We start from the raw sequence: 23483 nt of genomic DNA, 5'->3' as shown, positions 1-23483 counted from the left end.
AAAAACAGGAATTTCTGTATAACTCATTCCGTTTAAGGATGGTATATGTACTTGTTTTAAGAAAAAATGAAGAGAGAGCATTTTTAAAGCATCGTTTGGGTAAATACAAACAAGGCAGATTATACGAAAACAATGCAGAAAAAAATGCCTTTATGATAAAACAACTGTCCTTGTTAATTCGAAAGTCTAGGAGGGATACTATGGGAAATAATAATAACACTGAACAATCACATCAATTGAACAACACGCAAAAGGAAGCTGAGAGGCAGTTTCTCCTACCTTCACAAGTTATGCGATCGTTCGCTGAAAAAGGAGGAGAGCACCTTGATAAAAATATTCCCTCGCAATTGATTCTTTCTTTAACAGCCGGATCATTCATGACTTTTGGGGCTGTTTTTTCCGTATTACTTGCTATCGGTATTGATCCTCAAGCACTGACATACCTACTGGAGGGATTTGGATTTACTGCGGGTTACCTGATGGTATTTATGTCAGGATCAGTTCTATTTACCGAAGTGAATGTGCTGCTTCCGACATATTATTTGCAAAAATCGTATTGGATGAAAAATAAATTCCTCAAATTCTGGGCAGCCACCTATATCGGTAATATTGCAGGTGCATTATTTGTTGCTTTATTAATAATAGGTTCAAGTTCCATGTTACCTGAGTTCACGACAGAGCTTGAAAGTCTTCTGGGACAAAAAATGCAATTTGCTGAACGAGGCTGGGTCGGATGGTTTCAAGTCGTATTGTCGGGTATTATCGCCAATTGGCTCATCGGCATGGCTGCCTTTCTAACAACAGCTGCCAGGGATGTAACCGGAAAAATTTTGGGAACCGCACTGCCTGTCATTCTCTTTGTTGCAGGTAACTTTCAGCACAGCGCTGCCAATATGGGCTATTTCAGCCTGGGTTTGTTTACTTCTGATAACTATGCATGGTATGAATATTTTTTCCTTAACCTGATTCCCGCAAGTATCGGCAATATAATTGGCGGAGCTATCTTTATCGCGTTGGTCTTTTCCTACGCATTTCGAAAAGAGCTTCGAAGTTAAGGTTGGTTTGTGTGCCGTAACGGAGGATTATTGTACATTACAATTAAATCATAAAGACCTTTGGAAGAAATTAAAAAGCAATCCACTATCACTAAAATAGCGGATTGCTTTTCTTAGTTGTCCCGTCTACGCATTTTTTTCCTTCAATCTCCCTGGAAGTTTAAACGCCAGGGCAACAACAAATATACAGAAGACAAAACAGATAATCGCAACAAGATGCAAATGCTCGGTATCTAAATGACGATTAAACGTTAAACCAAGCAAGCTGGACGATAATATGGAACCGAGATAGCGGCTGGTTTGAAATAAACCTGAGGCTGAACCGGTATCCTCAGCGTCTACATGTTCATAAAGTGCAGTCTGTGAAGAAATATTATTAAATCCATTACTCATGCCAAGCACAGCCATAATAATGATAAACCAAATTAAAGGGGAGGCTTCATTGTACGTCAATAGCAGACCAGTACCAACTAAAAGTAAAGATGCACCGATGACCATCGGCAGTTTTGAACCATATTTGTCAATCAGACGGCCTGCTAACGGCGCAACAATCACTCCAAATCCAGCCAACGACAGCATGATAAGTCCGGTATGCTGTTCATTGTAATCACGAACTTGCTGCAAATACGTCGGGAATCCAAAAAAGAAACAATAATGAATCAAGTTAATACTCATGAATTGTAAATAGATAAAAGAAACATACCGGTTTTTCGTTAGTCCTTTCACATCGATGAAAGGCTCCTCCTGCCTACGCTCGAAAAAGTAAAAGCCAACAGCAGCTGCTACAAAGAGCAGTAACGCCCACCAGCGTATATTCTGATCAAGCGATAGCAGGAACAGTATTAAACCTACAATGGCAATAATAAAAAGGGCAATCCCACTGAAATCAATCCGTTTCGCCTCAAATTTTCCTTGTTCTGTATTTGGTAAAATAAAAATAGCCAGCAAAAACGATACAATAATAAACGGAAAATTAACAAGAAAAATGGAATGCCAATCCCAAGACGCCACTAAAAATCCGCCAATAGATGGTCCGAAAGCAGCAGAGGTGGAAGCGAAGACGGATAATACAGCCAACGCTTTCCCCTGACCTTCCGTAATATGTGTCCGCACCATACTCATGCCGCTGGGAAATAAAGTTGAGCTGCCAATCGCCTGCAATGCACGACATCCTAGAAGAAATGGATAGTTTGGTGAAAAGGGAGCTAATATCGATGCAGCTGCGACGATAATAAGCCCTGCTATAAACAATTTTTTCGGGCCAAACATATCACTTAATTTTCCCATTACAGGCTGTCCGGCAGCGCTTGCAAGGTAAAAGATCGAAATGAGCCAGGAAGCATCTGCAAAGGTTAATGCAAATTCATTTTGCAGCCTCGTTAATGCCACGGAAATCATGGATGAATTTAATGGGTTGAGTAATGTGCCAAGCCCTATGGTTATAACAAGCAGCCATGGCTTGCGTATGTTTTCTTTCATTGTGTTCATCACCTTAGGTATGTAAATTAAAATCATATATTTATTGCAAAGAACAACTCGTCACAAAAAGATGAAGTAACTTATATAACATCTGGTTGCTTAAGTGTTTATCTGATTATTTTAGTCCTTTTTTGTGTTTAATGCAAAATGAGCTGTAATGACTGAATACATAAAAAGTAACTTTTCTGTGAAAGAGTGCACTTTATATACGCTTAACAGAAATAGCGGAAAAGAATGAGGGAGATGTGTGTAATCACTTCCGAAAAAAGATTACGCTCCAAAGGCAGGACCGGCAGAAAGAGAAAATAAAAAGTTAATATCGTCGTCGATTAGGAATCAAGTTTAAACGTGTTAGTATTCAACTTACAGAAATAGACCCAGTATGTAAGATAAATCTAGAAATAAAGGTTGTTTATTATTCATATAGTGATTGAGTGTTTTATTCTAAACCTATTTTCATTATTACCCTTGTAGGAGAAAAGATGTAGAAATTACTCTAAAAAAACGTATCTATGCACCTTGAGCTATTTTGTATTGCGTTTTAATTATTCTATAACTGATTCCCTATGTTGATTCAAATCTCAAAAGCAATTAATCAAAATGAGGTTATCGAATTAAAATAAATATCTTTGTCTCATTGTGGGACATTTTTGGTGTTTCATATTGATACTGAAACAAATAAAGAATAGTTAATGCTTTAAATCATGCTTTTCCTTTTTTGGCATTAAATTTGCAAGTGAATGCATAAGAGGAGGGGAGTAGTATAATTAGCGAAAATATTATGCAGGCAGTAGGTATTATATTGAATAACAAGGAGGTTTAGTATGGAGATTACAGTCTGGGATTTGGTCATGGACATAGGACTAGTATCATTATTGTTACTTATTGGAATCATTTTAAGAGCAAAGATTAGTTTTTTACAAAGGATATTTATGCCGGCTAGTTTCATTGCGGGAATTCTTGGTCTTGCTTTGGGCCCAAATGGGATAGATGTTATTCCATTTTCTGCACTTTTTGAAAGTTATCCAGGTGTTCTGCTTGCAGTTGTCTTTGGTGCAATTCCTTTGGGAGCAGCTAAATTTAATTTCAAAAAAGCATCAAAACGTATAAGAAATATGTGGATATATTCCGTATTCTTCTTTTTGCTTTTATATGGTGTAGGTGTGCTGATTTCTGAAATGGTTTTCACACCATTTTTTAATATACCAGTAGGTTTTGGATTAATATTAGGAGCTGGTTTTATAGGTGGACATGGATCGGCTGCAGCGATAGGACAATCATTTGAAGCATTAGGATGGCATGAAGCAACAACCCTTGGATATACTTCGGCAACTGTTGGAATGTTAGTAGCTATTGTAGGTGGGATGCTGATTATTAAAAAGGGTTCACAAAAGAAAGAAACATCCTTCATTTCACGTTTTGACGAGTTGCCTAAAGAATTGCGAACAGGTTTAGTACCAACGAATGCTCGTAAATCAATGGGAAACATCACCTTCTCTCCGAATTCTGTAGACCCGTTATTTGTACATTTAGCATTTATGGGGCTTATAGTGATGCTAGCTTATTTTCTACAACAAGGTTTAGAAAGTTTAATGCCAAACATTAATCTTCCTTTATTCAGTTTCGCTATACTAATCGCTATTGCATTACAAGCTGTATTAAGAATCACAAAAGGAGACCAATATGTGGATAAAAATATCATTGATAGAATTAGCGGGACAGGGGCAGATTTAATCGTGGTTTTTGGTATAGCTTCTATTAATATATCTGTCGTACTAGATTATGCGGTTCCGTTAATTATACTATTTATTATCGGTGTTGTTATTGCCTATATTACTTTTCGTATTTTGGCGCCTAAAATGTTTCATCAACATTGGTTTGAGAATGGTATTTTTGGTTGGGGATGGACCACGGGCACTTTAGCAATGGGGATTGCTTTATTGAGAATAGTCGATCCTGAATTAAAAAGTACGGCTCTTGAAGATTACGGTATAGCTTATTTAGGATTAATTCCTTTTGAAATATTTACGTTAACTTTTGCCCCAATGATTCTTATGGCAGGGTTTGGCTGGACCTATATTTTACTTGCTTTGGTAATAAATGTTTCATTGATCATGATTGCAGTAAAACGAGGTTGGCTTGTTAAGAAAAAGGTTGTTTAACTTTTAAAAAGGAAAAAGGTGAAAATGATGAGAACAGAAAAAGATTCTTTAGGTACGCTTCAAATAGAAGATAGTGTTTATTATGGAATACAAACCAAAAGGGCAACATTAAATTGCCCTGTATCAGATGAAAAATTGAATAAATTACCCTTATTTATTCAGCAGATGGTGATGATAAAAAAATCTGCATCTATTGCAAATAATCAAATTGGAGTACTGTCAAAAGAAATTTGTGATGCTATATGTATGGCATGTGACGAAATAATCAACGAAGAAATATATGATCAATTTCCAGTTGATCTATTTCAAGGAGCAGGCGGTACTTCATTTAATATGAATATTAATGAAGTCATTGCCAATAGAGCGAATGAAATTCTTACTGGAAATAAAGGTTATGAAAAAGTGCATCCTAATAATCATGTAAACCTTGGACAATCAACGAATGATGTCTTACCAAGTGCAATGAATATGGCCTTTTATCATTACTTCCAAGAATTAAGTGATGTACTTAGAAAATTGGAAAATGTATTAAAGGAAAAATCTGAAGAGTTTCAACATGTTGTAAAGCTGGGACGTACTTGTTTACAAGATGCGGTACCAATCACGTTAGGACAAGAATTTAGTGGGTATCGGTCTTTTATCCAGAGACAAATAGAAGAAATAGAAATAACCCAAGAAAAATGTCTTCCTCTTATTTTAGGGGGAACAGCTATTGGCACTGAACTTGGAACGTACAAAGGGTATTTGGAGAATGTCTATAAAAATTTAAGAGAAATATCCGATATTCCGGTAGTAAAAAAGGAGAATTTTTTTGATGGTTTCCAAAATACAGACACGTATGTACAATTTTCATCTACATTAAAATCTCTAGCCACTGGTCTTTCTAAAATGGCAAATGATTTTCGTATCATGTCTTCTGGACCTCGAGCTGGATTTGGTGAAATAAAAATTCCTGCTGTTCAACCCGGTTCTTCTATCATGCCAGGAAAAGTAAACCCTGTCATGCCTGAAATGATGATTCAAATCTGTTATCAAGTTTATGGAAATGATTATGGGATTACAATAGCAGCCGATAAAGGAGAATTAGATATAAATGTATGGGTTACCTATATGTTGAAAAATTTGACGGAATCATTTGATTTATTAATTAATGGAATTGAGTTGTTCAGTGAAAAATGCGTAAGCAAGATTGAAGCAAATAACGAAATTTGTCAGCAATATGCGGAGGAATCCTTGGCTAACTCGACAATAATTTCTGCTAAGTTTGGATACGAATCTGCAACGGAGGTATCTAAGGAAGCTTATAAAAGAGATATGACGATTCAAGATATAGTTGTAGAAAAAGGACTGCTTAATGAAAAACAAGCAAAAGATTTATTAAATCCAATAAAACTAGCTGATCCATCGCAAAATGTATCTTTAGTAGAAATTAACAAAAAGAATAGATAGTTAATACAATCGATCTAATGCTAGTAATAATTAGTTAAGGTTGAATAATAACGAAAGTAAGAAAAAGAATAATTACGTTCATAGGATAAACCGAGCTCATTGAAACGCTGATAAAGGAAAGTCAAATGAGAATTCGGTTTTTTTCCTCTCACGAAAATTTTTTCAATAATGATGTAAGCCTTTTATTTTACTTGACAAGAATGCTTGTTTCTGAGAATTATATATATAAGTTAATTCCTTAAAAACAGATAAATCAAATTATTCAAAAAGGAAGGGATTAAGTGGATATTCTCAAGGATATAGCAGAACACGTGCAACATATGGCTGAGATAATTAGTGAAACTTTTTCTATGGATGTAGAAATTGTGGATAGTAACTTTGTTAGGATAGGTGCTGCAGGAGTCGTTGGGAAAAAAATAAATCAGGCAGTTAGTTTTGGGACGACTACTCGAGAAGTCCTGGATGACCCTAAGATTATCGTGGTAGAAAGTAAAAGCAATCATTTTTGCTCCATATGTCCTGGACGGAAAAAGTGTCCGTACTATGGAGGAATAGTTGCTCCAGTGCTTTATAATAATGAAGCGATTGGAGTAATAAATATTTTAGGGTATTACAAAGAAGACATGGAAAAGTTAATTAATAATCAACATCGGCTTTTTAATTTTATAGAAAAGATAACAAACATGATTTCTTTAAAAATAAAGGAAATAGAAACAAAACTGATTTGTCAAAAAGTACAAGACGATTTGCCTTATGGTCTCATTATGATAAATCATAATGGGATTGTTCAAAGTACGAATAACGAAGCAAATTATCTCCTTGCTAGGGGAAAGAACCTTTTAGGGAAGCATATAAATGAAGTGTTAGGGAGAGATATCAACTTATTTGAAAACATGGAGCAGTCAATAGAAATCAAAATAACTAATTCTAAAGATAGATGGAATAAGAATGATAACGTTGATATTCATGTAGAGGCCGTCAATCAAAAAAACAATTTATTGGGATTTCTAATTACGATCAATAAGAAGAAAAATAATAAAGAAGAAAAAATAGAAGTTGGAAATGAAACGCGTTTTTTAGAGCGAATTATTGGAGAAAGCTCTGCCATTAAGGAGATGAAGCAAAAAACAGCGCGTTTTGCTAAAAGCAGTTCGACAATCATTCTCGAAGGAGAAAGTGGAACAGGAAAAGAATTATTTGCAGAAGCTATACATTATAACAGTAATCGCTCAACGAAACCTTTTATCCCCATAAATGCTTCAGCTATACCAGAAAGTTTAGTAGAGAGTGAGTTATTTGGCTATGAGAAAAATACTTTTACAGGTGCGGATAGAGATGGAAAGATAGGGATTTTTGAGGCTGCTAATGGTGGGACAATCTTTATAGATGAAATTGCAACAATACCATTTTATCTTCAAAGAAAATTATTGAGGTTTCTAGAAAATAAGGAAGTTTTTCGAATTGGAAGTACTAAACCAAGAAAATTAGATGTTCGAATTGTAACAGCTACCAATGAAGATCTTAAAGAATTAGTTAAAGAGGGGAAGTTTCGTAAAGATTTATATTATAGGTTGAATGTGCTTTCTCTACGAATTCCTCCTTTGCGAGAAAGAGGACACGATATATTAATACTTGCTGATTATTTTCTTCATAAGTTTTGCTTAGAGCTAAAAAAGGAAAATGTATTTATTTCAAAGCATACGAAAAACTTATTACTTAATCATGTATGGGAAGGAAATATAAGAGAACTTAAAAATGTAATGGAATTTGCAGTTCATGATCTTAAAGATAATAGGAAAGAAATCAAAACGGAAAATCTCCCTAGTTATCTTATGGAGGATTTGGTAACAAACCAATCATTTATAAATAATGAGGATGAAAAAAATGTAGCAAGTATTAAACAATATGAAAAAAATATATTAAACAATTTAATAAACGAGGTAGGAGCAGGGAAAGAAACCATGAGTAATGTTGCTAAAACCCTTGGAATAAGTAGATCAACCCTTTATCGAAAAATAAAAAGTTATAATTTAAAAGCGTAGTGCAATGATATTGTTAATAAGATAGTAATAAAATACTTTGTTGCTGTATTCCAATGTGATGACATGATATTTAAAATAAAAATGAGTAAAAGGATTTTGGCTATGAGAATGTCATACCAAAATCCTTTTTATACTTTAGAAAATAGAAGAGCCCTGACTTGTATACATCAAAACACACCCTGCACTAAAAACATATAAAACACCGTCCCGCCTGCGATCGATAGCAGCATGCTTCGTTTCCAGTAATGCAGAGCGATAATCAATCCAACTGCAAGAAGTTCTGGCAGGAAACCTTCTAAGGACGTAAGACTGACTCCTTTTAACGAATAAACAACCAATAGGCCAAATACAGCCGGCGGCAAGACATATCCTAAGTATTTAATATATTTTGGCGTAGGTTTATCTGGTTTAAATATCATAAAGGGCAAGAATCTGGTCAATAGGGTGCCAATAACTACAGAGGCAATTATAATGATTTGCTGCGTGATGGTCATCATTAGGAAATCACCTCATTTTTTGTGATGAATTTTTTAATTAGAGTCAGAAAGATTAAGATAATAAGCATAGCAGGAATAATAAAGTGTTCTGTACCAAATACAATGAGGCACAAAACAGAAGCGGCTATTCCTATAAGAGAGCTGATATGATTACGCTCCTTCATCCATTGGTCCAAAAAGATAACGACAAACAGAGCTGTCATAACAAATTCTAGGCCATCTGTATTAAACGTAATCATCGAACCAAAAAGACTTCCAATCGTTGCACCGCTGACCCAATAGATTTGATTTAATAAGGTTACATAAAACATAAACCAGCCATTATTTATACTGGCAGGGGTGCGGGCTGTACTGTTAATGACAAATGACTCGTCACACATTCCGTAGATCAGATAAGCTTTTTTCTTCCCGGTACCTTTGAATTTATCCAGCATGGAGATACCATAGAAAAGGTGCCTTGCATTGATCATTAATGTTAATAAAAATGCGCTTAACGGGTTAAATGCACCTAATAATAAGCTCCCAGCTACAAACTCCATCGAGCCCGCAAAGATAAGTATACTCATTAAGATGGCATAGATTGGTTGAAACCCTAGGGAATGCATGTACACGCCGTAAGCAATACCTAAAAAAGTGAAACCAGCCAGTATTGGTAGTGTTTTCGGAAAGGCATGTTTTAATGTTGAAATATGATCATCTAAAGACATTTTTGTTCACTCGCTTTCAAACAACAGAAAATAATTCATGTAGCATAATAGATTAGTACAAGAAGATGAAGTACTTCGTCACCGATATTTCTATAAATATGCGTTTGATTTCCATCAAATATAATTGCTTCATCTTTAGCTACTGTTTCAACAGTGCCGTCAATATCCATCTCTAATTGACCTTCTTTTACAAATACATGTTCTTCTACACCAGGGTTGTGTGGAGACGATTTTTGCTCATTTTTGGGGTCCAGTTCGACTGTAAACACCTCAAATTGTTTTTCAGGCGAAAAAGGTACCATAATATGTACGCGATAATGATTTTCTTCTTCTGTAACCAAATGTTTGTTTTGCTTTTTTATTACTCTGATCGGGCTTGTTTGCTGACTGATCAGAGACGAGAAGGACACTTTAAGACCGTTAGCGATTTTCCAGAGTGTTGTTACAGTCGGGACAGAGTCACCTCTTTCTATTTGTGCAAGCATGGCTTTACTTACTTCCGTGATTTTCGCAGTTTTATCTAAACTTAAACCACGTTCTTTACGAATCGATTGCAGATTTTCACCAATGAAATCTGTGATTTCTTTCACTAGTTTCCCTCCCTTTATGAATCGCTACCATTTTCTAATGAAATTTATATTCATATAATATAACATATTTATGTATGTTATAACATACATAAATTTATATAGTAGTTAATAGCTTTTTGGAAGTACTAATACGTTAAACTATCTCCTCTCTAAATTCTTTCCTTGTCTTAGGTAATAAGTTACCTTCATTTTAATTTCAAATTAGGCGTAGTTTTGAGTTCATATAACAATACTTTTAATCACTAATTAAATAGTGATTTTTTTACTTTCTATGAATTTTGCTGTTCATAATTCTCGAAATATACTATTTACTTTTTTGAAAATAGTGTTATTATAAACACAAGCAAAAAAAATCAATCATAAAACCACATTAACAAAAATAAAACAAAAAAGGAGGTGTACTTTTAGAAATGTAAGCGGTTAAAGTTATGTGAGAAAATTATGTAGGTTTATAGATTGAGAACTCGAAAATAAGGAAAAACATATCATTTTCTATGTAAAACTTAAAAAATGATATTCCGGTAATAAACATTTTTGATTTATCGAAAAACATTTAGAGAATGAAATCAAACAAGGGGAGAGGGTGTATAACTTGCAATCTTTTCTAGATTCTTTAGCAAATATTATGGATGCATTTGGAGCTTCAATTGTTGTGCCGGTTGTACTCTTTATCATTTGTATAATAATGAGAGTATCCACCAAAAGAGCATTTCAATCAGCTTTAAATGCCGGTATCGGCTTAACTGGTTTTAATTTACTAATTGGAGCGTATACACCAATAGTTACACCAGTAGTAGAAAGAATGGTGGAGTCGACCGGACTGAATTTAAGGATTCTTGATATAGGGTGGCAGGCAACTAGTGTGGTTGCATATTCAACACAAGTCGGAATGATTTTTTTAGGCTTAGGTTTATTACTACAAATTATTTTGTTTTTAACAAAATTTACAAACATATTTATGCCGTCTGATTTATGGAATAATTATTCCTTTATGTTATGGGGTTCTATGCTATATATAGCAACAGGGAATGTGTTCTTAGCAATTGGATTAATGGTGCTATCCAATTTATATTCATTAGTTTTCTCTGAAGTTGCTGCAAAGCGATGGTCAACATATTATGGTTATCCACGAGCAACTATAACAGCGCCACATCACATATGTTCAGTACCTTTAGCTGTTGGCATGGATTGGATACTTAATAAGTTAGGCGCGAATAAAGTTAAATGGAATCCAGAGACGCTGCAAAATAGATTAGGGTTTTTAGGTGAGCCTACTACGCTAGGACTTATAGTAGGTATCGGCTTAGGAATGGTCGGTAATTTTATGAGATTAGATACGCTTGCAGGATGGGGAGAAATAGCAATAGTTGGTATTTCTACAGCAGCTGTAATGGCCATTTTTCCAAAAATCGCAGGGATTTTCGCATCAGCATTTACAGCAATTACTGACTCTAGTAAAAAAACTGCAAAATCTGGTGGCAAAGACAGAGGGGAATGGTACCTAGCTATTAATGATGCAGCTGGTTATGGAGAGTCCGCAACTTTACTAACTGGGATATTACTGATTCCAATAACACTTGTTTTAGCATTTGTTTTACCAGGAAACGAAACATTACCAATGGTCGATCTAATTGCCATACCGTATATGATCGAAGTAATCATTGCAGTATCTAATGGAAATATATTTAAAACATTAATTTCTGGCTCTATTTGGATTGCAGGTGGACTATACATGATTACGGCAGTGTCCGAAATATTTACTGAAGTTGCTATAGATGTAGGGGTATCGATACCTGCAGAAGCACTATTAATTGCTAGTTTTGCTGTAATGACAAACCATATTATGGGCGGGTTATTTCTAATATTTATGACTCAAAATCCATTATGGATTGGCTTAAGTGTTGTAGTTTATATTATTTTATACTTGTTTGTCCGTATTAAGCGTGATGCAATCCATGATTATTTGGAGAAACAAGCACTTGGAGATCAATATGAATCAAACCAGTCTGTAGTTCCATGATTTGAAAATTAACTAATTTTTCATACAAGTTAAATCTCTATCTCTATTGAAAGAGGGGTGAAAAGTATGGGGACTGGAATTATTGTTAGAAGAATTAATGGTAATAATGCGTTTCGTCACCTGATACTTCTAATAAAAGGGACTACCGTATTGTATTTGTTATTTATCATTAATAATATTTTCATGATGGAAATGGTTAATACATCTGAAGTTATACGGGTAACTGCTATTTACTTCATACTACAATTGGTATTTGTTTTTGCGTATGTGAAAAATAGAAAATCTAATCGTTTAGAAGGAAAAACATTATTTAAAGAGTTAAATAAAAATTATGATGTAAATAGTTATGAAGAGATTAAACAATTAGATAAAAGATTAGCAAAGCAATTGCGAACCAAAAAGAAGTTTGTTACCCACAAAGGCCAAATTGCAGCCACTGATGATTTTATGTTAATGGAAATGAAAGACCAGCGCTTCTTTGTATGGCCAACAGCCGGTCTAAAAGAAATATCTGTAAGACCTAGCCAAGGTGAACAGAAGGAATACGGAGAATATGCAATCTATTTTCATTACAATGATTGTGAAAGAGCATTTGGATATAGCAGCTATGAAAAGACTCTAAAACTTGCGAAAAAGTATGCAGACGCATATGCAGTAAAGTTAAAAGAATCTGGGAAGTATTAGAATATGAATGGTTATGATATACAGGAAAAAGTTTTATTTAAATAAAATATCAATTTATGGGAGGTGTTTGTATGAGTGTAATTAAAACAGATAGTTTATTTAAAGAAAATTTAGTTAAAATTAATCAAAACTCTGATTCAAAAAGTGATTTTTTTAAAGAGGTTAGTGTTTGGTTAAATAAACAAGGATATGTAACTGAATCATTCGGCGAAGCTATATATAATCGTGAAATTGAATTTCCAACTGGGCTCCATACAGCAAGTTTTGATGTAGCAATTCCGCATACAGATCCACAATATATTATAGATCCATTTATAGCTGTAGTACGTCCTGATAAGCCTATTGCGTTTAAAGAAATGGGTAATCTGAATAATGAAATAGCTGCACGATTAATATTTGTGATCGGGTTTAAAAAAGGTGAAGATCAGTTGGAAATATTGAAGAGATTAATGGCGATGTTTAATGACCAGGAAGTTATGAATAGGTATATGAGCTTAAATAAGGAAGAGGAAATTTTTAGCGAATTAGTAAATTACTTTAAAAAATAATGTGAAACAATAAAATAGTTAATAATTAAAATGAGAAAAGTCAAAAAATATAATTATATTTATGGAGGAAAAGAAAATGAAAAAAATTAATGTATTGTCTGTATGTGGATCAGGTACGGTTACAAGTTCTATGATTGCTGGGAAAGTAAAAGATATATTAGAGGAAAATGGTTATCAGGCAAAAACAGTAGAAGTGAATCCAGGAGGCGTTGATGGAGAATTAGAAAGCGGGAGTTGGGATGTAATTGTTCATACGAGCCCTTTGAAAAGAGAATATGATATTCCGACCATAAACGCTGTTGGTCTTTTGACAGGCTTTGAAGAAGAGGAATTTATTGAAGAACTCTTAGAAGCTGTAAATAAACTTGAAAAATAGAGTGAACCAAGATATTTAATAGTTACGGCTGCTCTATATAGATAATTTAAGATTCAAATCTATCCTTGATATGATGGGGAGGACTGACATTGTTAAAAGTTGTTGTAGTAGGAGATAGTCTGGTAAGCAGTGATACATTGGAAGATGCAGCTCGACAATTAAATATTGAAGAGCCGTTAGAAGTTAAGAAATTTGAATGGAATTCTAATTTAGAAAAAGATGCGTTTCAGGAAGTAATTCTTAAAATTGAAAAACATGGACCTGAGTCTATGGAAATTCCAGAAGGTATCTTGGAAGAAATAGAAACGGCTGATTATTTATTTGTTCATATTGCTCCCGTTTCCAAAGAAATGATAGATAAGGCAAAGAACTTAAAACTGATAGGTACTTGCCGTGGCGGACTAGAGCATTTAAATATGGAAGAATGCACTAATAAAAAAATTCCTGTCATTCATGTAATACGCAATGCAGAACCTGTAGCAGACTTCGCTTTAGGTTTAATGCTTACAGAAACTAGAAATATAGCGCGAGCCCATCATTATATTAAAGAAGGAAAATGGGTCAAGTCATTTGCAAATGACCCCTATAAAACAACCTTAAGAAACTTGAAAGTCGGATTGCTGGGATTAGGATATATAGGGAAATTAGTAGTGAAACGTTTAAAAGCATTAGGAGTAGAAATTATTGCGTATGACCCTTATGTGGACCGTGAAAAACTAAAACAAGAAGGAATAGATATTGAATTTGTTGAACTTGAAGAATTATTTTCAATATCGGATATTATATCTTTGCACGCAAGGGTAACACCTGAAACAACAAATATTGTAAATAAGAAATTATTTGAATTGATGAAGCCAAGCTCTTATTTAATTAATACAGCTCGGGCAGGGTTAGTTGATAAGAAAGATTTAATTGATGTGCTTAAAAATAAAAAAATTGGGGGAGCGGCATTAGATGTTGTATGGGAAGAGCCAATTGCTGCGGGAGATGAATTATTAGAATTGGAAAATATCACCCTTACACCTCATATAGCTGGTGATACAATTGATGCAATTCCTAGATCACCCTATTTACTACGCGATGTGATAAATGATTATTTAGAAAATAATACTAGTGACATGCTCGTAAATTTAAAGTGAGGTAACTATACCAGATAAGAATGATGAACGTTTTAAAATATGGATATCCAACAACAAATCTTATATTATCCATGCTTAAAAGGAGTATTTAATATGTTATTACAAGAAGAAAGGGAATTGGTAGTTGAATATGGTAAGAAATTAATAACAAGTGGCTTAACAAAAGGTACTGGTGGAAACATAAGTATTTATAATAGAGAAAAAGAATTGATGGCAATTAGCCCAAGTGGTATAGATTATTTTGAAACTACACCTGCTGATGTAGTTATTACCGAATTAAATGGGAAGATAGTTAGTGGTAAAAGAAAACCATCTAGTGAATTAGAGATGCATCGAATTTTTTATGAGAAAAGAGACGATATGAATGCTTTAGTTCACACACATTCTATTTACAGTACTACATTGGCTACACTTAGATGGGATCTGCCAGCATCAAACTATTACGTTGCAATTGCTGGAGGTCATAATGTTAGGTGTGCTAAATATGCATCTTTTGGAACTGTAGAACTAGCAGAAAATGCATTTGAAGCTATGAAAGAAAGATATGCTTGCTTTTTGGCTAATCATGGTTTGATAGCTGGATCAAAGGATGTAGCCAATGCATTTTCTGTTGCCGAGGAAATTGAACGATGTGCGGAATCGTATTATAGAGCAAAATCTATTGGAGAACCTGTTTTGCTTAGTGACGAGGAAATGTGTTTTATGTTAGAAAAATTTAAAACATATGGACAAGTAGATAGAGTGTAAAGAGAATATAAAATAAACGATGTTAATGATTTATAGGGTCTGGAAGGTTAGTTAAAAACGGTAATAATTTACTAAGCTATTAAATGAAGTAAATTATGAAGGTATTTATAACAGAGAATTTTGCACTTGTACCCTTGCTATAATATCTAATTGAATTTTCAATATAGAGCTAGGGTGCAGGTGCTTTTCCGCAATTATTCAACATTTATCAAGTGTTAACAAAATGTAAACAAACAAAAACAACATATTCAAAAACAAACAAAAAGATGATACACTTAATTTAAGGTGGACATACAGGAGGAATTAAATTGGTACAACATCGCTGGGATAAGAGAAAAGAGACATTTATATCAGATTTGGATGAATTAGTGTACCGTTCAAATTTATTAGGACAGGATCGATCAGTGGCAAATTGGGGAGGAGGAAATACCTCTACAAAAACAACAGAGATCGATTTTAAAGGTAACCAAATAGAAGTAATGTGGGTAAAGGGAAGTGGCTCTGATCTTGCGACAATGAAGGATAGAAATTTTACAGGATTAAAGCTGGATGATATTAAGCCACTTATAGAGAGAGAGAATATGTCTGATGAGGAAATGGTAGCGTATTTACAGCATTGCATGATTGATACGAAGCATCCTCGTTCTTCCATAGAAACATTATTGCATGCTTTTTTACCATTTAAGAACGTCGATCATACACATCCTGACGCTATTATTAGTATTGCTTGTGCAGATAATGGAGAAGACATTGCTAAAGAAATTTATGGTGAACGATTTGTTTGGGTACCCTATATTCGACCAGGATTCAAGCTTTCTAAAATGATTGCAGAGGGAGTGGAAAATAATCCAAACGCGGAACTAGTCATTATGGAAAAGCATGGATTAGTTACATGGGGATCTACATCTAAAGAGAGTTATGACAAAACGATTTCTGTTATTCAAGAGGCTGAAGATTATATTGAAACAAAAGCAAAAGGAAAAACGTTATTCAGTGGTCAGAAGTATGAATCACTTAATACAGAGGAAAGAGAAAAAATACTTGCACAAGTGCTACCAGTGATTAGAGGAGAAGTAAGCGAAGATAATAAAATGATTATCACGAATGATTCCAATGACTCTATTTTAGAATTTGTTAATAGTGAAGATGCAAAAGCATTATCTCAAATTGGTGCTGCCTGTCCAGATCATCTTGTTCACACGAAGCGTGTTCCATTATACGTAGATTGGGATCCAGCAACTAAAGATGTTAGCGGTTTAATAGAAAGTATTCATTCTGGCATTTCTAGGTTCAAGGAAAAATATATTGCTTATTTTGAAAGAAACAAATCAAAAGATGATGAAATCGTTGAGGCTGTCCCGCGTGTTTTGCTGATACCTGGAATTGGTATGGTGAATACAGGTAAGAGCTGGGCTGCTGCTAATGTAAGTAAATCACTTTATCATCGAGCTGTTTCTGTTATGAGAGGATCAACAATTCTAGGGAATTTTATCTCACTTAATGAAGCAGAATCTTTTGCTATTGAGTACTGGCCGTTAGAGCTTTATAAATTGAGTCTTGCCCCAAAAGAAGCTGAATTTTCACGGCAGGTAGCGTTTATCACTGGTGGTGCAGGTGGTATTGGAAGTGCAACATGTAAACGATTATTATCAGAAGGTGCACATATAGTTCTAGCAGACATTAATTTGGATGGGGCTCAAGAACTTGCTCAAGAAATTAATGAAAAGTACGGTGAAGATCGAGTTTTAGCAGTTAAGATGGATGTAACGAAGGAAGAAGAAGTAAAATCAGCGATTCAGTCAGCCATTTTGAAGTATGGTGGACTTGATATTATTGTTAATAATGCTGGATTGGCAAGTTCGAGTCCATTTGAAGAAACGACGCTCGATAAATGGGATTTGAATATAAAAGTATTAGTGACAGGATATTTCCTTGTAGCCAGAGAAGCATTTAAACTAATGAAAAATCAGAAAATCGGTGGTAGCATGGTTTTTGTAGGATCAAAAAATTCAATTTATGCGGGTAAAAATGCATCGGCATATAGCACTGCGAAGGCGGCTGAAGTACATCTTGCAAGAACGATTGCTGCTGATGGCGGACAATATGGAATTCGTGTAAACACCGTTTTGCCAGATGCAGTTATACGAGGATCTAAAATATGGGATTCTGATTGGAAAGAAGAACGGGCATCTTCCTATGGAATCGCAAAAGACGAGTTAGAGGAACACTACAAAAAGCGTACGATTTTAAATGTGAATATTTTGCCTAGTGATATCGCGGAATCCATCACATTTTTAGCTTCGTCAAAAGCAGCTAAAACCACAGGATGCATGGTAACTGTGGATGGTGGTGTAGCGGCAGCATTTACAAGATAAGTGTTATACAATAGATTCTATGTAATATTACATAGAATCTATTGTATAATCAAGTAAAATAATGTTATAGAGAAGGAAGGGAAAGCCAATGCTTGTGGAAGAAAGACAACAAAAGATAGTGACGTTAGTGAATGAACGAAAAAGTATTCGTGTAACAGAATTAAGTACCATTTTTTCTGTGACGGAAGAGACCATACGGAGAGATTTAGAAAAGCTTGAAAAGGAGAAGAAATTATTAAGAAGTCACGGCGGGGCTATAAGTATTACATCTTCTGATGGACTTGAAATTCCTTATTTTGAACGAGAAGTTACGAATGTAAATGAAAAGAAAGAAATTGCTGATGAAGCGGCTAACCAGGTAGTAGAAGGCGATAAGCTTATTTTGGATGCAAGTTCAACAGCATGGTACATGGCTAAAAATTTACCAGATATCCCATTAACCGTTTTAACAAATTCCATTAAGGTTGCAATTGAATTAAGTACAAAAAAACAAATTACAGTTATCTCAACAGGCGGAACCTTATTATCAAAATCTTTATCTTATGTTGGCCCTTTAGCAGAAGCATCTTTAGATTCTTATCATGTTACGAAAGCATTTATTTCATGCAAAGGATTTCACCTGGAAAATGGAATCAGCGAATCCAATGAACAGCAGGCTAGAGTAAAGAAAAAGATGATTGAACGAGCAGATACTACTTATTTAATGGTTGATCATAGTAAATTTGGAGTACAAGCTTTTTCCCCTATTAATAACTTGCAAGTGATTGATCATATTATTACTGATAGTAAAGTCAGCAAACAAATGGTAAAACAGTTAGAAGACCAATTGCTTCATTTAATTAAAGTGAAAAAATATTCATAACAAAATCAACACGATTAAAAAGTTATAGCTAGGTATCTTTGAAAGAAACTGTTGAAGGCAGATAATGATTAGGCGGTGAAGTTGCATTGGGAGCACAAACACATCTTGGTCAATAGATAGTTAACATTGGATGTATGTTAACTAATGTAGTTAATAAACGAAAATACATTGATATAATTTCATTAGAATATTCAACAATATATTCAGTTTTTTTCCTGCTTATACTAGAATTGGATGCAAAAGCTATTGTTCTATTTAGTGTGGAAGATATTTTAATACCCCCTTGATGATCTCTTGTTTGATCATTGGTCAAATTGCTTTTTACTAAGTATGTTGGTTGCTTCTATCAATACTAATAAACATCCTGAAGTAAAATTCTCCTACTAGAGAATAAATCATATAATGATTAGAATAAGTTAATTAGTAGGGGGTTTTATCTATTTAAATGAATTTGTAAATTATCACCTATATCAAAGAATATTCGTAATATTATGTTTTACCCTTTGGTAGCTTATTTTTTGGTGATATTTTTACATAAGAGAATGATTAATAATTTTTATATTAGCAATTATTTTAAAGTTTCTCCATCTCCCTTTCATTCCCCAACTGATTATGAAGTAAAAACTATTCCAGATTTACGTTCTTATAGAAATCATAACGGTTACAAATATATTTATGGTTTTTAGAACGTTTATCAATTCTACAATTCTCGTCATTATTTCCCTGGAAATATTCTTTAGTGATATATTTTTTAAAACAAATAACATAAAAAAAGCTGTGTATAATAGTTTTGTTATGAAAAATCAGGCTATTTATATCAAATGCACAATAGTTTTGGTGGTCAACGTATAGGCGTCTTGTTAGTTTACATATAGGAGGTACCGTTTCATGGAAATTGGCAAGCATATTCAATATTACAGAAAAAGAGAGGGGCTAACGCAAGAAGATCTAGCAGAAAAAATATTTGTAAGTCGTAATTCTGTGTCGAATTGGGAAAGGGGGAAGAATTATCCGGATATTGAAATTATATCGCGGATGAGTATCCTTTTCGATGTCACAATTGATCATTTGGTGAAAGGAGATTTAAAAGAAATGAAAGAAGAGATTTATTTAACACGATTTAATCAATGGAGCTCTGTAATGCTTATTTCTTTTGGTATACTGACGTTGTTAGTTATCCCAAGCTTCCATTATTTTAATATGTATGGTTTTCTTATTCTGCTGCCATTTGCAGCGATTGGTCTTTATGCTGGGTACCGAACAGAAATTCATAAAAAAAGGATTATAAAAAACAACAACTTAAAAACATATGAGCAGATTCTTAATTATGTAGAGAGTCGTGGACAAAATCAAGATGCAGAATATAATTACAATCGTCCCAAAAATATTGTGATAATTTCTGTATTTTCCATCGTGTATTTCTTGATACTTTTCTTATCTGTGCAGTTATTTTTATAGTGTAGAATACTGTTCTGTAATCTGTTGCATTTTGTAGAAGTATAGAAAAAAGGGCTATTTCCTGAACCATCCAGGAAATAGCCCTTTTTTCACACGATAGGAACTTCCTTTTTGGATCGTCTAGAGCATAAACCACCATTTAACATAAATATTTTGTTTACATTCTCAAAGTGTTATCTAGAATAGAAAGGTTAGGCAAGTTTAAATATGCTTGTTTTCATATAAAAAATGGATTTAAAGGAACTTCGACTAAAACATCCAAAATATTTGAGGAAACATCGAGATCAGCATAACCTTATGCTCGTAACGGATGACGAATGTCTGTGTTTTTCTAAGCAAATACAAAATTATAAAGTTTTTCTATTTGCACAAGATCTACAGTTTCTCAGTGTTGAGGCTAAAAATATGAAGGTATACTTTTAAAATATAATTGACAATGATAATCATTATCAATTATGATGTTAACATATCGAAATACAAGGAGGATAAAAGAATGAAGAATTTATATATACCTATTTTATTTTTGCTATTGCTGCTTGTGTTAGCTGCATGTGGTGACAGTAGCGATCCGAATGCAACGGATGGGGAAGCCGAGGGAAATGCAGAAGAAAGTGTGGAAGAGGAAAAAGGCGATGAAGCGAAAGGTCCAATTGAAATTACGGATGCTTCTGGAAACACGTTAACGTTTGATGAAGCACCAGAAACAATTGCTACATTGGATTCCGGTACGCTTGATATTTTACATGAGCTGGATGCGACGATTGTTGGTCGCCCTTCTACAAGTGAGGAAGTAGATCCTGCTTTAGAGGATGCTACAGAAATTGGGAATCCGCATGAACCCAACTTTGAAATGATTGCTCAGGCAAATCCGGACGTTTTAGTTGTGCCGATGAGTTTTAAGCGATATGAAGGAAACATAAATGACCAAGGAACGGAACTTATTTATACAGAAGCAAACTCCGTTGAAGACATCCAAGAATCTATACATACATTTGGTAGTTTGTTCCATAAAGAAGATGAGTCAGAGGAAATTAATCAAAATATCACAGACATCATCGAAGAATTTGAAAGTAATGATGCTCCTGCAACGAAAACCCTATTAGTATACGGAGCCCCGGGAACTTATCTTGCGGCACTCCCTAATTCTTTATCTGGAGACTTACTGGAGAAAGCTGGTGGTGAAAATATTGCTTCTGATTTCCCGGCAGAAGAAGATTATCCACAATATGCGAGTTTGAGTTCTGAAAAAATAATTGAAGAGAACCCAGAACGTATTATGTTAATTACACATGGAGATCCTGAGGGCGTAAAAGATGCGTTTGAAGAAGAGATGGGCCAAAATGCAACTTGGAAAAATTTAGATGCAGTCCAAAACGATCAGGTAGTTGTACTTCCATCCGACTTATTTGGCGCTAACCCTGGAACGAGAGTAACGGAAGCACTTGAAGTGATGCAAGAGAACTTAGCCGAGGAAGAGTAGTATGAAGACGGTTGGAATATCCGAAAAGGAAGAGAAGGTGGAAAGCAAAGTCCATCCATTAATGAGAAAACGGACACTTACCATCACAATGCTTGCTGCAGCTTTAATTATTTCTACATTTGGTAGTATGATGATTGGACAAGTATCTTTCAGTACACAAGAGATTTGGAATGGTATTTTTAATTCGGCAGATACGATGGAAAGGCGTATTGTCTGGGACCTGCGTCTACCTCGGGCGCTGATTGGTGTGATTGTCGGAATGTGCCTTGCAACTGCCGGAGCGATATTGCAAGGGGTGATGCGTAATTCGCTTGCAGACCCTGGTATTATTGGCGTAACTTCTGGTGCTGGATTAACAGCAACCATTATCATGATTATTTTTCCTACACTGATTGGATTAGTTCCTTTAGCTGCTTTTCTTGGAGCGCTTATTGCTGCGTTGACCATTTACCTCTTATCTTGGAAAGGCGGTACGTCGCCTGTAAGAATTATTTTAGTAGGAGTTGCGATTAACGCTGTTATTGGAGCATGCATGAGTGCGTTAATGTTACTCTACAGTGATCGTGTTCAGTCTGTGCTTCCCTGGCTTGCTGGAGGCATCCAGGGGGTTGGCTGGGTTCAATTTGAAATGATTATTTATTATGCTATTGCTGCGCTGGTTATGGCTATGTTTGGTATCCGACATATCAGAATTCTTCGGTTGGGTGACGAAATGGCGAAATTACTTGGCCATAACGTGGAACGAAGTCGATTTTTTCTAATTGTATTGAGTACATTGCTTGCAGGTATTTCGGTAAGTGTCGCTGGTTTAATCGGATTTGTCGGACTTGTTGTCCCGCATATTTTGCGTATTATGATTGGTGGCGATTACAGATACCTGCTTCCTGCTTCCGCTTTAGGCGGTGGCTTGTTAGTTATTCTTGCGGATACGGTTGCTCGAACCGCCTTTAATCCAATTGAATTACCTGTGGGCATTTTGCTAGCCTTTTTAGGCGGCCCATTCTTCTTATATTTAATTCAACGGAGGAGGGATACGTTTGCTTCTCACTAAGGATATATATTTTGAACAGTCGGAGTCTTTCCGAATAGATGATATTTCTTTAGATATTCCTAAAGGAGAGATTGTCAGTTTAGTTGGGCCAAATGGCTCTGGCAAATCTACGCTGCTTCGTCTGATCTCTCGATTGATAAAACCAGGTAAGGGAGAAATTGTCTTAGATGGACAAATGATTTCTGCAATGAAAAGCAAGGATATTGCCAAAAAATTGGCTATGCTACCGCAAGTTCAGGAAAAGCAATCGGATTTAACCGTTTATGAACTTATTGAATTTGGAAGATATCCGCATCAAAGATCACAAAGAAAGTTTACGAAAGAAGATGAAGATATTATTCAGTGGGCGATGGATGTAACCCATTTACATGCGTATCGAAACCGAATGCTTCATTCCCTGTCTGGTGGAGAAAGGCAACGTGCCTGGATTGCCTTAGCCCTTGCACAACGTCCTAAAATATTGCTTTTAGATGAACCGACGACTTTCTTAGATATTGCACATCAGCTTGATGTCATGGAACTCGTTCAAGAATTGAATAAGGAATTGAATATGACCGTGTTGATGGTGCTCCATGATATAAATCAAGCAGCTCGATATAGTAATCGCCTTATCGTGATGAAAGATGGAGGTATTTGTTATGACGGTACTCCCAGACAGGTGTTGACCCGAGATATGTTTCAATCTGTGTTCCATATTGATGCGAAAATTCATAAAGCAGATGATGCTGCGTATTATACACCGTTAAAACTTAGGTAAGGAGA

The 23483-nt window shown here is 34.9% G+C and carries 20 protein-coding genes; 16 read left to right on the top strand and 4 right to left on the bottom strand.

What is annotated here, in order from left to right; genetic code table 11:
• The first annotated feature begins 200 nt into the window (after window positions 1–200).
• Window positions 201–1055 (top strand): formate/nitrite transporter family protein, encoded by an 855-nt coding sequence (locus BN986_RS23925; RefSeq protein WP_040985000.1) that lies wholly within the window; start codon window positions 201–203, stop codon window positions 1053–1055.
• 126 nt (window positions 1056–1181) lie between these two features.
• Here BN986_RS23925 and BN986_RS23920 read toward each other — a convergent pair whose 3' ends face one another.
• Entirely contained in the window at window positions 1182–2534 is a 1353-nt protein-coding gene (locus tag BN986_RS23920; protein ID WP_040984997.1) for an MFS transporter, read from the bottom strand.
• Window positions 2535–3358: 824 nt separating this feature from the next.
• Here BN986_RS23920 and BN986_RS23915 point away from each other — a divergent pair.
• The 3 genes from BN986_RS23915 to BN986_RS23905 all read left to right on the top strand — a co-directional run bounded on the left by BN986_RS23915 (window position 3359) and on the right by BN986_RS23905 (window position 8187).
• Window positions 3359–4696, top strand: coding sequence for a sodium/glutamate symporter (locus BN986_RS23915; protein WP_040984995.1), 1338 nt, complete (start codon window positions 3359–3361; stop codon window positions 4694–4696).
• 24 nt (window positions 4697–4720) lie between these two features.
• Window positions 4721–6145 (top strand): aspartate ammonia-lyase, encoded by a 1425-nt coding sequence (locus tag BN986_RS23910; protein WP_040984992.1) that lies wholly within the window; start codon window positions 4721–4723, stop codon window positions 6143–6145.
• A gap of 281 nt (window positions 6146–6426) precedes the next feature.
• Complete coding sequence (locus BN986_RS23905; RefSeq protein ID WP_040984990.1) at window positions 6427–8187, top strand: sigma-54 interaction domain-containing protein; 1761 nt, start codon at window positions 6427–6429, stop codon at window positions 8185–8187.
• 167 nt (window positions 8188–8354) lie between these two features.
• Here BN986_RS23905 and BN986_RS23900 read toward each other — a convergent pair whose 3' ends face one another.
• The 3 genes from BN986_RS23900 to BN986_RS23890 are packed head-to-tail and all read right to left on the bottom strand — an operon-like array spanning window position 8355 to window position 9981.
• The gene (locus BN986_RS23900; protein ID WP_040985175.1) at window positions 8355–8681 is read right to left on the bottom strand and encodes a branched-chain amino acid transporter permease; all 327 of its coding nucleotides are present in this window, start codon (window positions 8679–8681) and stop codon (window positions 8355–8357) included.
• A 2-nt stretch (window positions 8682–8683) separates the two neighbouring features.
• Complete coding sequence (locus BN986_RS23895) at window positions 8684–9391, bottom strand: AzlC family ABC transporter permease (protein ID WP_052401138.1); 708 nt, start codon at window positions 9389–9391, stop codon at window positions 8684–8686.
• A 35-nt stretch (window positions 9392–9426) separates the two neighbouring features.
• Window positions 9427–9981 (bottom strand): helix-turn-helix domain-containing protein, encoded by a 555-nt coding sequence (locus BN986_RS23890; protein WP_040984988.1) that lies wholly within the window; start codon window positions 9979–9981, stop codon window positions 9427–9429.
• Between the two features lie 592 nt (window positions 9982–10573).
• On the opposite strand from BN986_RS23890, the gene BN986_RS23885 reads away from it, so the two are divergent.
• The 12 genes from BN986_RS23885 to BN986_RS23830 all read left to right on the top strand — a co-directional run bounded on the left by BN986_RS23885 (window position 10574) and on the right by BN986_RS23830 (window position 23478).
• Window positions 10574–12001 (top strand): PTS galactitol transporter subunit IIC, encoded by a 1428-nt coding sequence (locus BN986_RS23885; protein ID WP_244445085.1) that lies wholly within the window; start codon window positions 10574–10576, stop codon window positions 11999–12001.
• Between the two features lie 66 nt (window positions 12002–12067).
• Complete coding sequence (locus BN986_RS23880; RefSeq protein WP_040984986.1) at window positions 12068–12685, top strand: hypothetical protein; 618 nt, start codon at window positions 12068–12070, stop codon at window positions 12683–12685.
• Window positions 12686–12756: 71 nt separating this feature from the next.
• Window positions 12757–13233, top strand: a complete 477-nt coding sequence (locus BN986_RS23875) for a PTS sugar transporter subunit IIA (protein WP_040984984.1) — start codon at window positions 12757–12759, stop codon at window positions 13231–13233.
• A gap of 76 nt (window positions 13234–13309) precedes the next feature.
• Window positions 13310–13609 carry a PTS sugar transporter subunit IIB gene (locus tag BN986_RS23870; protein ID WP_040984982.1) on the top strand — a complete coding sequence of 100 codons (300 nt, stop codon included), beginning with the start codon at window positions 13310–13312 and terminating at the stop codon, window positions 13607–13609.
• An 89-nt stretch (window positions 13610–13698) separates the two neighbouring features.
• A complete protein-coding gene (locus tag BN986_RS23865; RefSeq protein ID WP_040984979.1) occupies window positions 13699–14748 on the top strand; it encodes a 2-hydroxyacid dehydrogenase in 1050 nt (349 codons plus the stop codon).
• Between the two features lie 93 nt (window positions 14749–14841).
• On the top strand, window positions 14842–15495 hold the full coding sequence (locus tag BN986_RS23860; protein WP_040984977.1) for an L-fuculose-phosphate aldolase: 654 nt from the start codon (window positions 14842–14844) through the stop codon (window positions 15493–15495).
• A 308-nt stretch (window positions 15496–15803) separates the two neighbouring features.
• Window positions 15804–17870: a bifunctional rhamnulose-1-phosphate aldolase/short-chain dehydrogenase gene (locus BN986_RS23855; protein ID WP_040984976.1), complete on the top strand. Its 2067-nt coding sequence runs from the start codon at window positions 15804–15806 to the stop codon at window positions 17868–17870.
• An 88-nt stretch (window positions 17871–17958) separates the two neighbouring features.
• Entirely contained in the window at window positions 17959–18732 is a 774-nt protein-coding gene (locus BN986_RS23850; RefSeq protein WP_040984973.1) for a DeoR/GlpR family DNA-binding transcription regulator, read from the top strand.
• Window positions 18733–19620: 888 nt separating this feature from the next.
• A complete protein-coding gene (locus BN986_RS23845; protein WP_040984971.1) occupies window positions 19621–20190 on the top strand; it encodes a helix-turn-helix domain-containing protein in 570 nt (189 codons plus the stop codon).
• Window positions 20191–20683: 493 nt separating this feature from the next.
• Window positions 20684–21670, top strand: coding sequence for an ABC transporter substrate-binding protein (locus BN986_RS23840; RefSeq protein WP_081922322.1), 987 nt, complete (start codon window positions 20684–20686; stop codon window positions 21668–21670).
• A gap of 1 nt (window position 21671) precedes the next feature.
• Window positions 21672–22721: a FecCD family ABC transporter permease gene (locus BN986_RS23835; protein WP_040984969.1), complete on the top strand. Its 1050-nt coding sequence runs from the start codon at window positions 21672–21674 to the stop codon at window positions 22719–22721.
• Window positions 22708–23478 carry an ABC transporter ATP-binding protein gene (locus tag BN986_RS23830; protein ID WP_040984967.1) on the top strand — a complete coding sequence of 257 codons (771 nt, stop codon included), beginning with the start codon at window positions 22708–22710 and terminating at the stop codon, window positions 23476–23478. The genes BN986_RS23835 and BN986_RS23830 overlap by 14 nt, the downstream gene beginning before the upstream one ends.
• Window positions 23479–23483: the final 5 nt, after the last annotated feature.

The organism is Oceanobacillus jeddahensis (assembly GCF_000750635.1).
In the GTDB taxonomy this organism is placed as follows: domain Bacteria; phylum Bacillota; class Bacilli; order Bacillales; family Amphibacillaceae; genus Oceanobacillus; species Oceanobacillus jeddahense.
This window is presented reverse-complemented; position numbering and strand designations above follow the sequence as displayed.

Excerpts from the sequence above, each read along its gene's own strand:
- BN986_RS23925 (WP_040985000.1), top strand. The coding sequence starts at position 201 with ATGGGAAATAATAATAACACTGAACAATCACATCAATTGAACAACACG.
- BN986_RS23920 (WP_040984997.1), bottom strand. The coding sequence starts at position 2,534 with ATGAAAGAAAACATACGCAAGCCATGGCTGCTTGTTATAACCATAGGG.
- BN986_RS23915 (WP_040984995.1), top strand. The coding sequence starts at position 3,359 with ATGGAGATTACAGTCTGGGATTTGGTCATGGACATAGGACTAGTATCA.
- BN986_RS23910 (WP_040984992.1), top strand. The coding sequence starts at position 4,721 with ATGATGAGAACAGAAAAAGATTCTTTAGGTACGCTTCAAATAGAAGAT.
- BN986_RS23900 (WP_040985175.1), bottom strand. The coding sequence starts at position 8,681 with ATGACCATCACGCAGCAAATCATTATAATTGCCTCTGTAGTTATTGGC.
- BN986_RS23895 (WP_052401138.1), bottom strand. The coding sequence starts at position 9,391 with ATGTCTTTAGATGATCATATTTCAACATTAAAACATGCCTTTCCGAAA.
- BN986_RS23880 (WP_040984986.1), top strand. The coding sequence starts at position 12,068 with ATGGGGACTGGAATTATTGTTAGAAGAATTAATGGTAATAATGCGTTT.
- BN986_RS23875 (WP_040984984.1), top strand. The coding sequence starts at position 12,757 with ATGAGTGTAATTAAAACAGATAGTTTATTTAAAGAAAATTTAGTTAAA.
- BN986_RS23870 (WP_040984982.1), top strand. The coding sequence starts at position 13,310 with ATGAAAAAAATTAATGTATTGTCTGTATGTGGATCAGGTACGGTTACA.
- BN986_RS23860 (WP_040984977.1), top strand. The coding sequence starts at position 14,842 with ATGTTATTACAAGAAGAAAGGGAATTGGTAGTTGAATATGGTAAGAAA.
- BN986_RS23850 (WP_040984973.1), top strand. The coding sequence starts at position 17,959 with ATGCTTGTGGAAGAAAGACAACAAAAGATAGTGACGTTAGTGAATGAA.
- BN986_RS23845 (WP_040984971.1), top strand. The coding sequence starts at position 19,621 with ATGGAAATTGGCAAGCATATTCAATATTACAGAAAAAGAGAGGGGCTA.
- BN986_RS23840 (WP_081922322.1), top strand. The coding sequence starts at position 20,684 with ATGAAGAATTTATATATACCTATTTTATTTTTGCTATTGCTGCTTGTG.
- BN986_RS23835 (WP_040984969.1), top strand. The coding sequence starts at position 21,672 with ATGAAGACGGTTGGAATATCCGAAAAGGAAGAGAAGGTGGAAAGCAAA.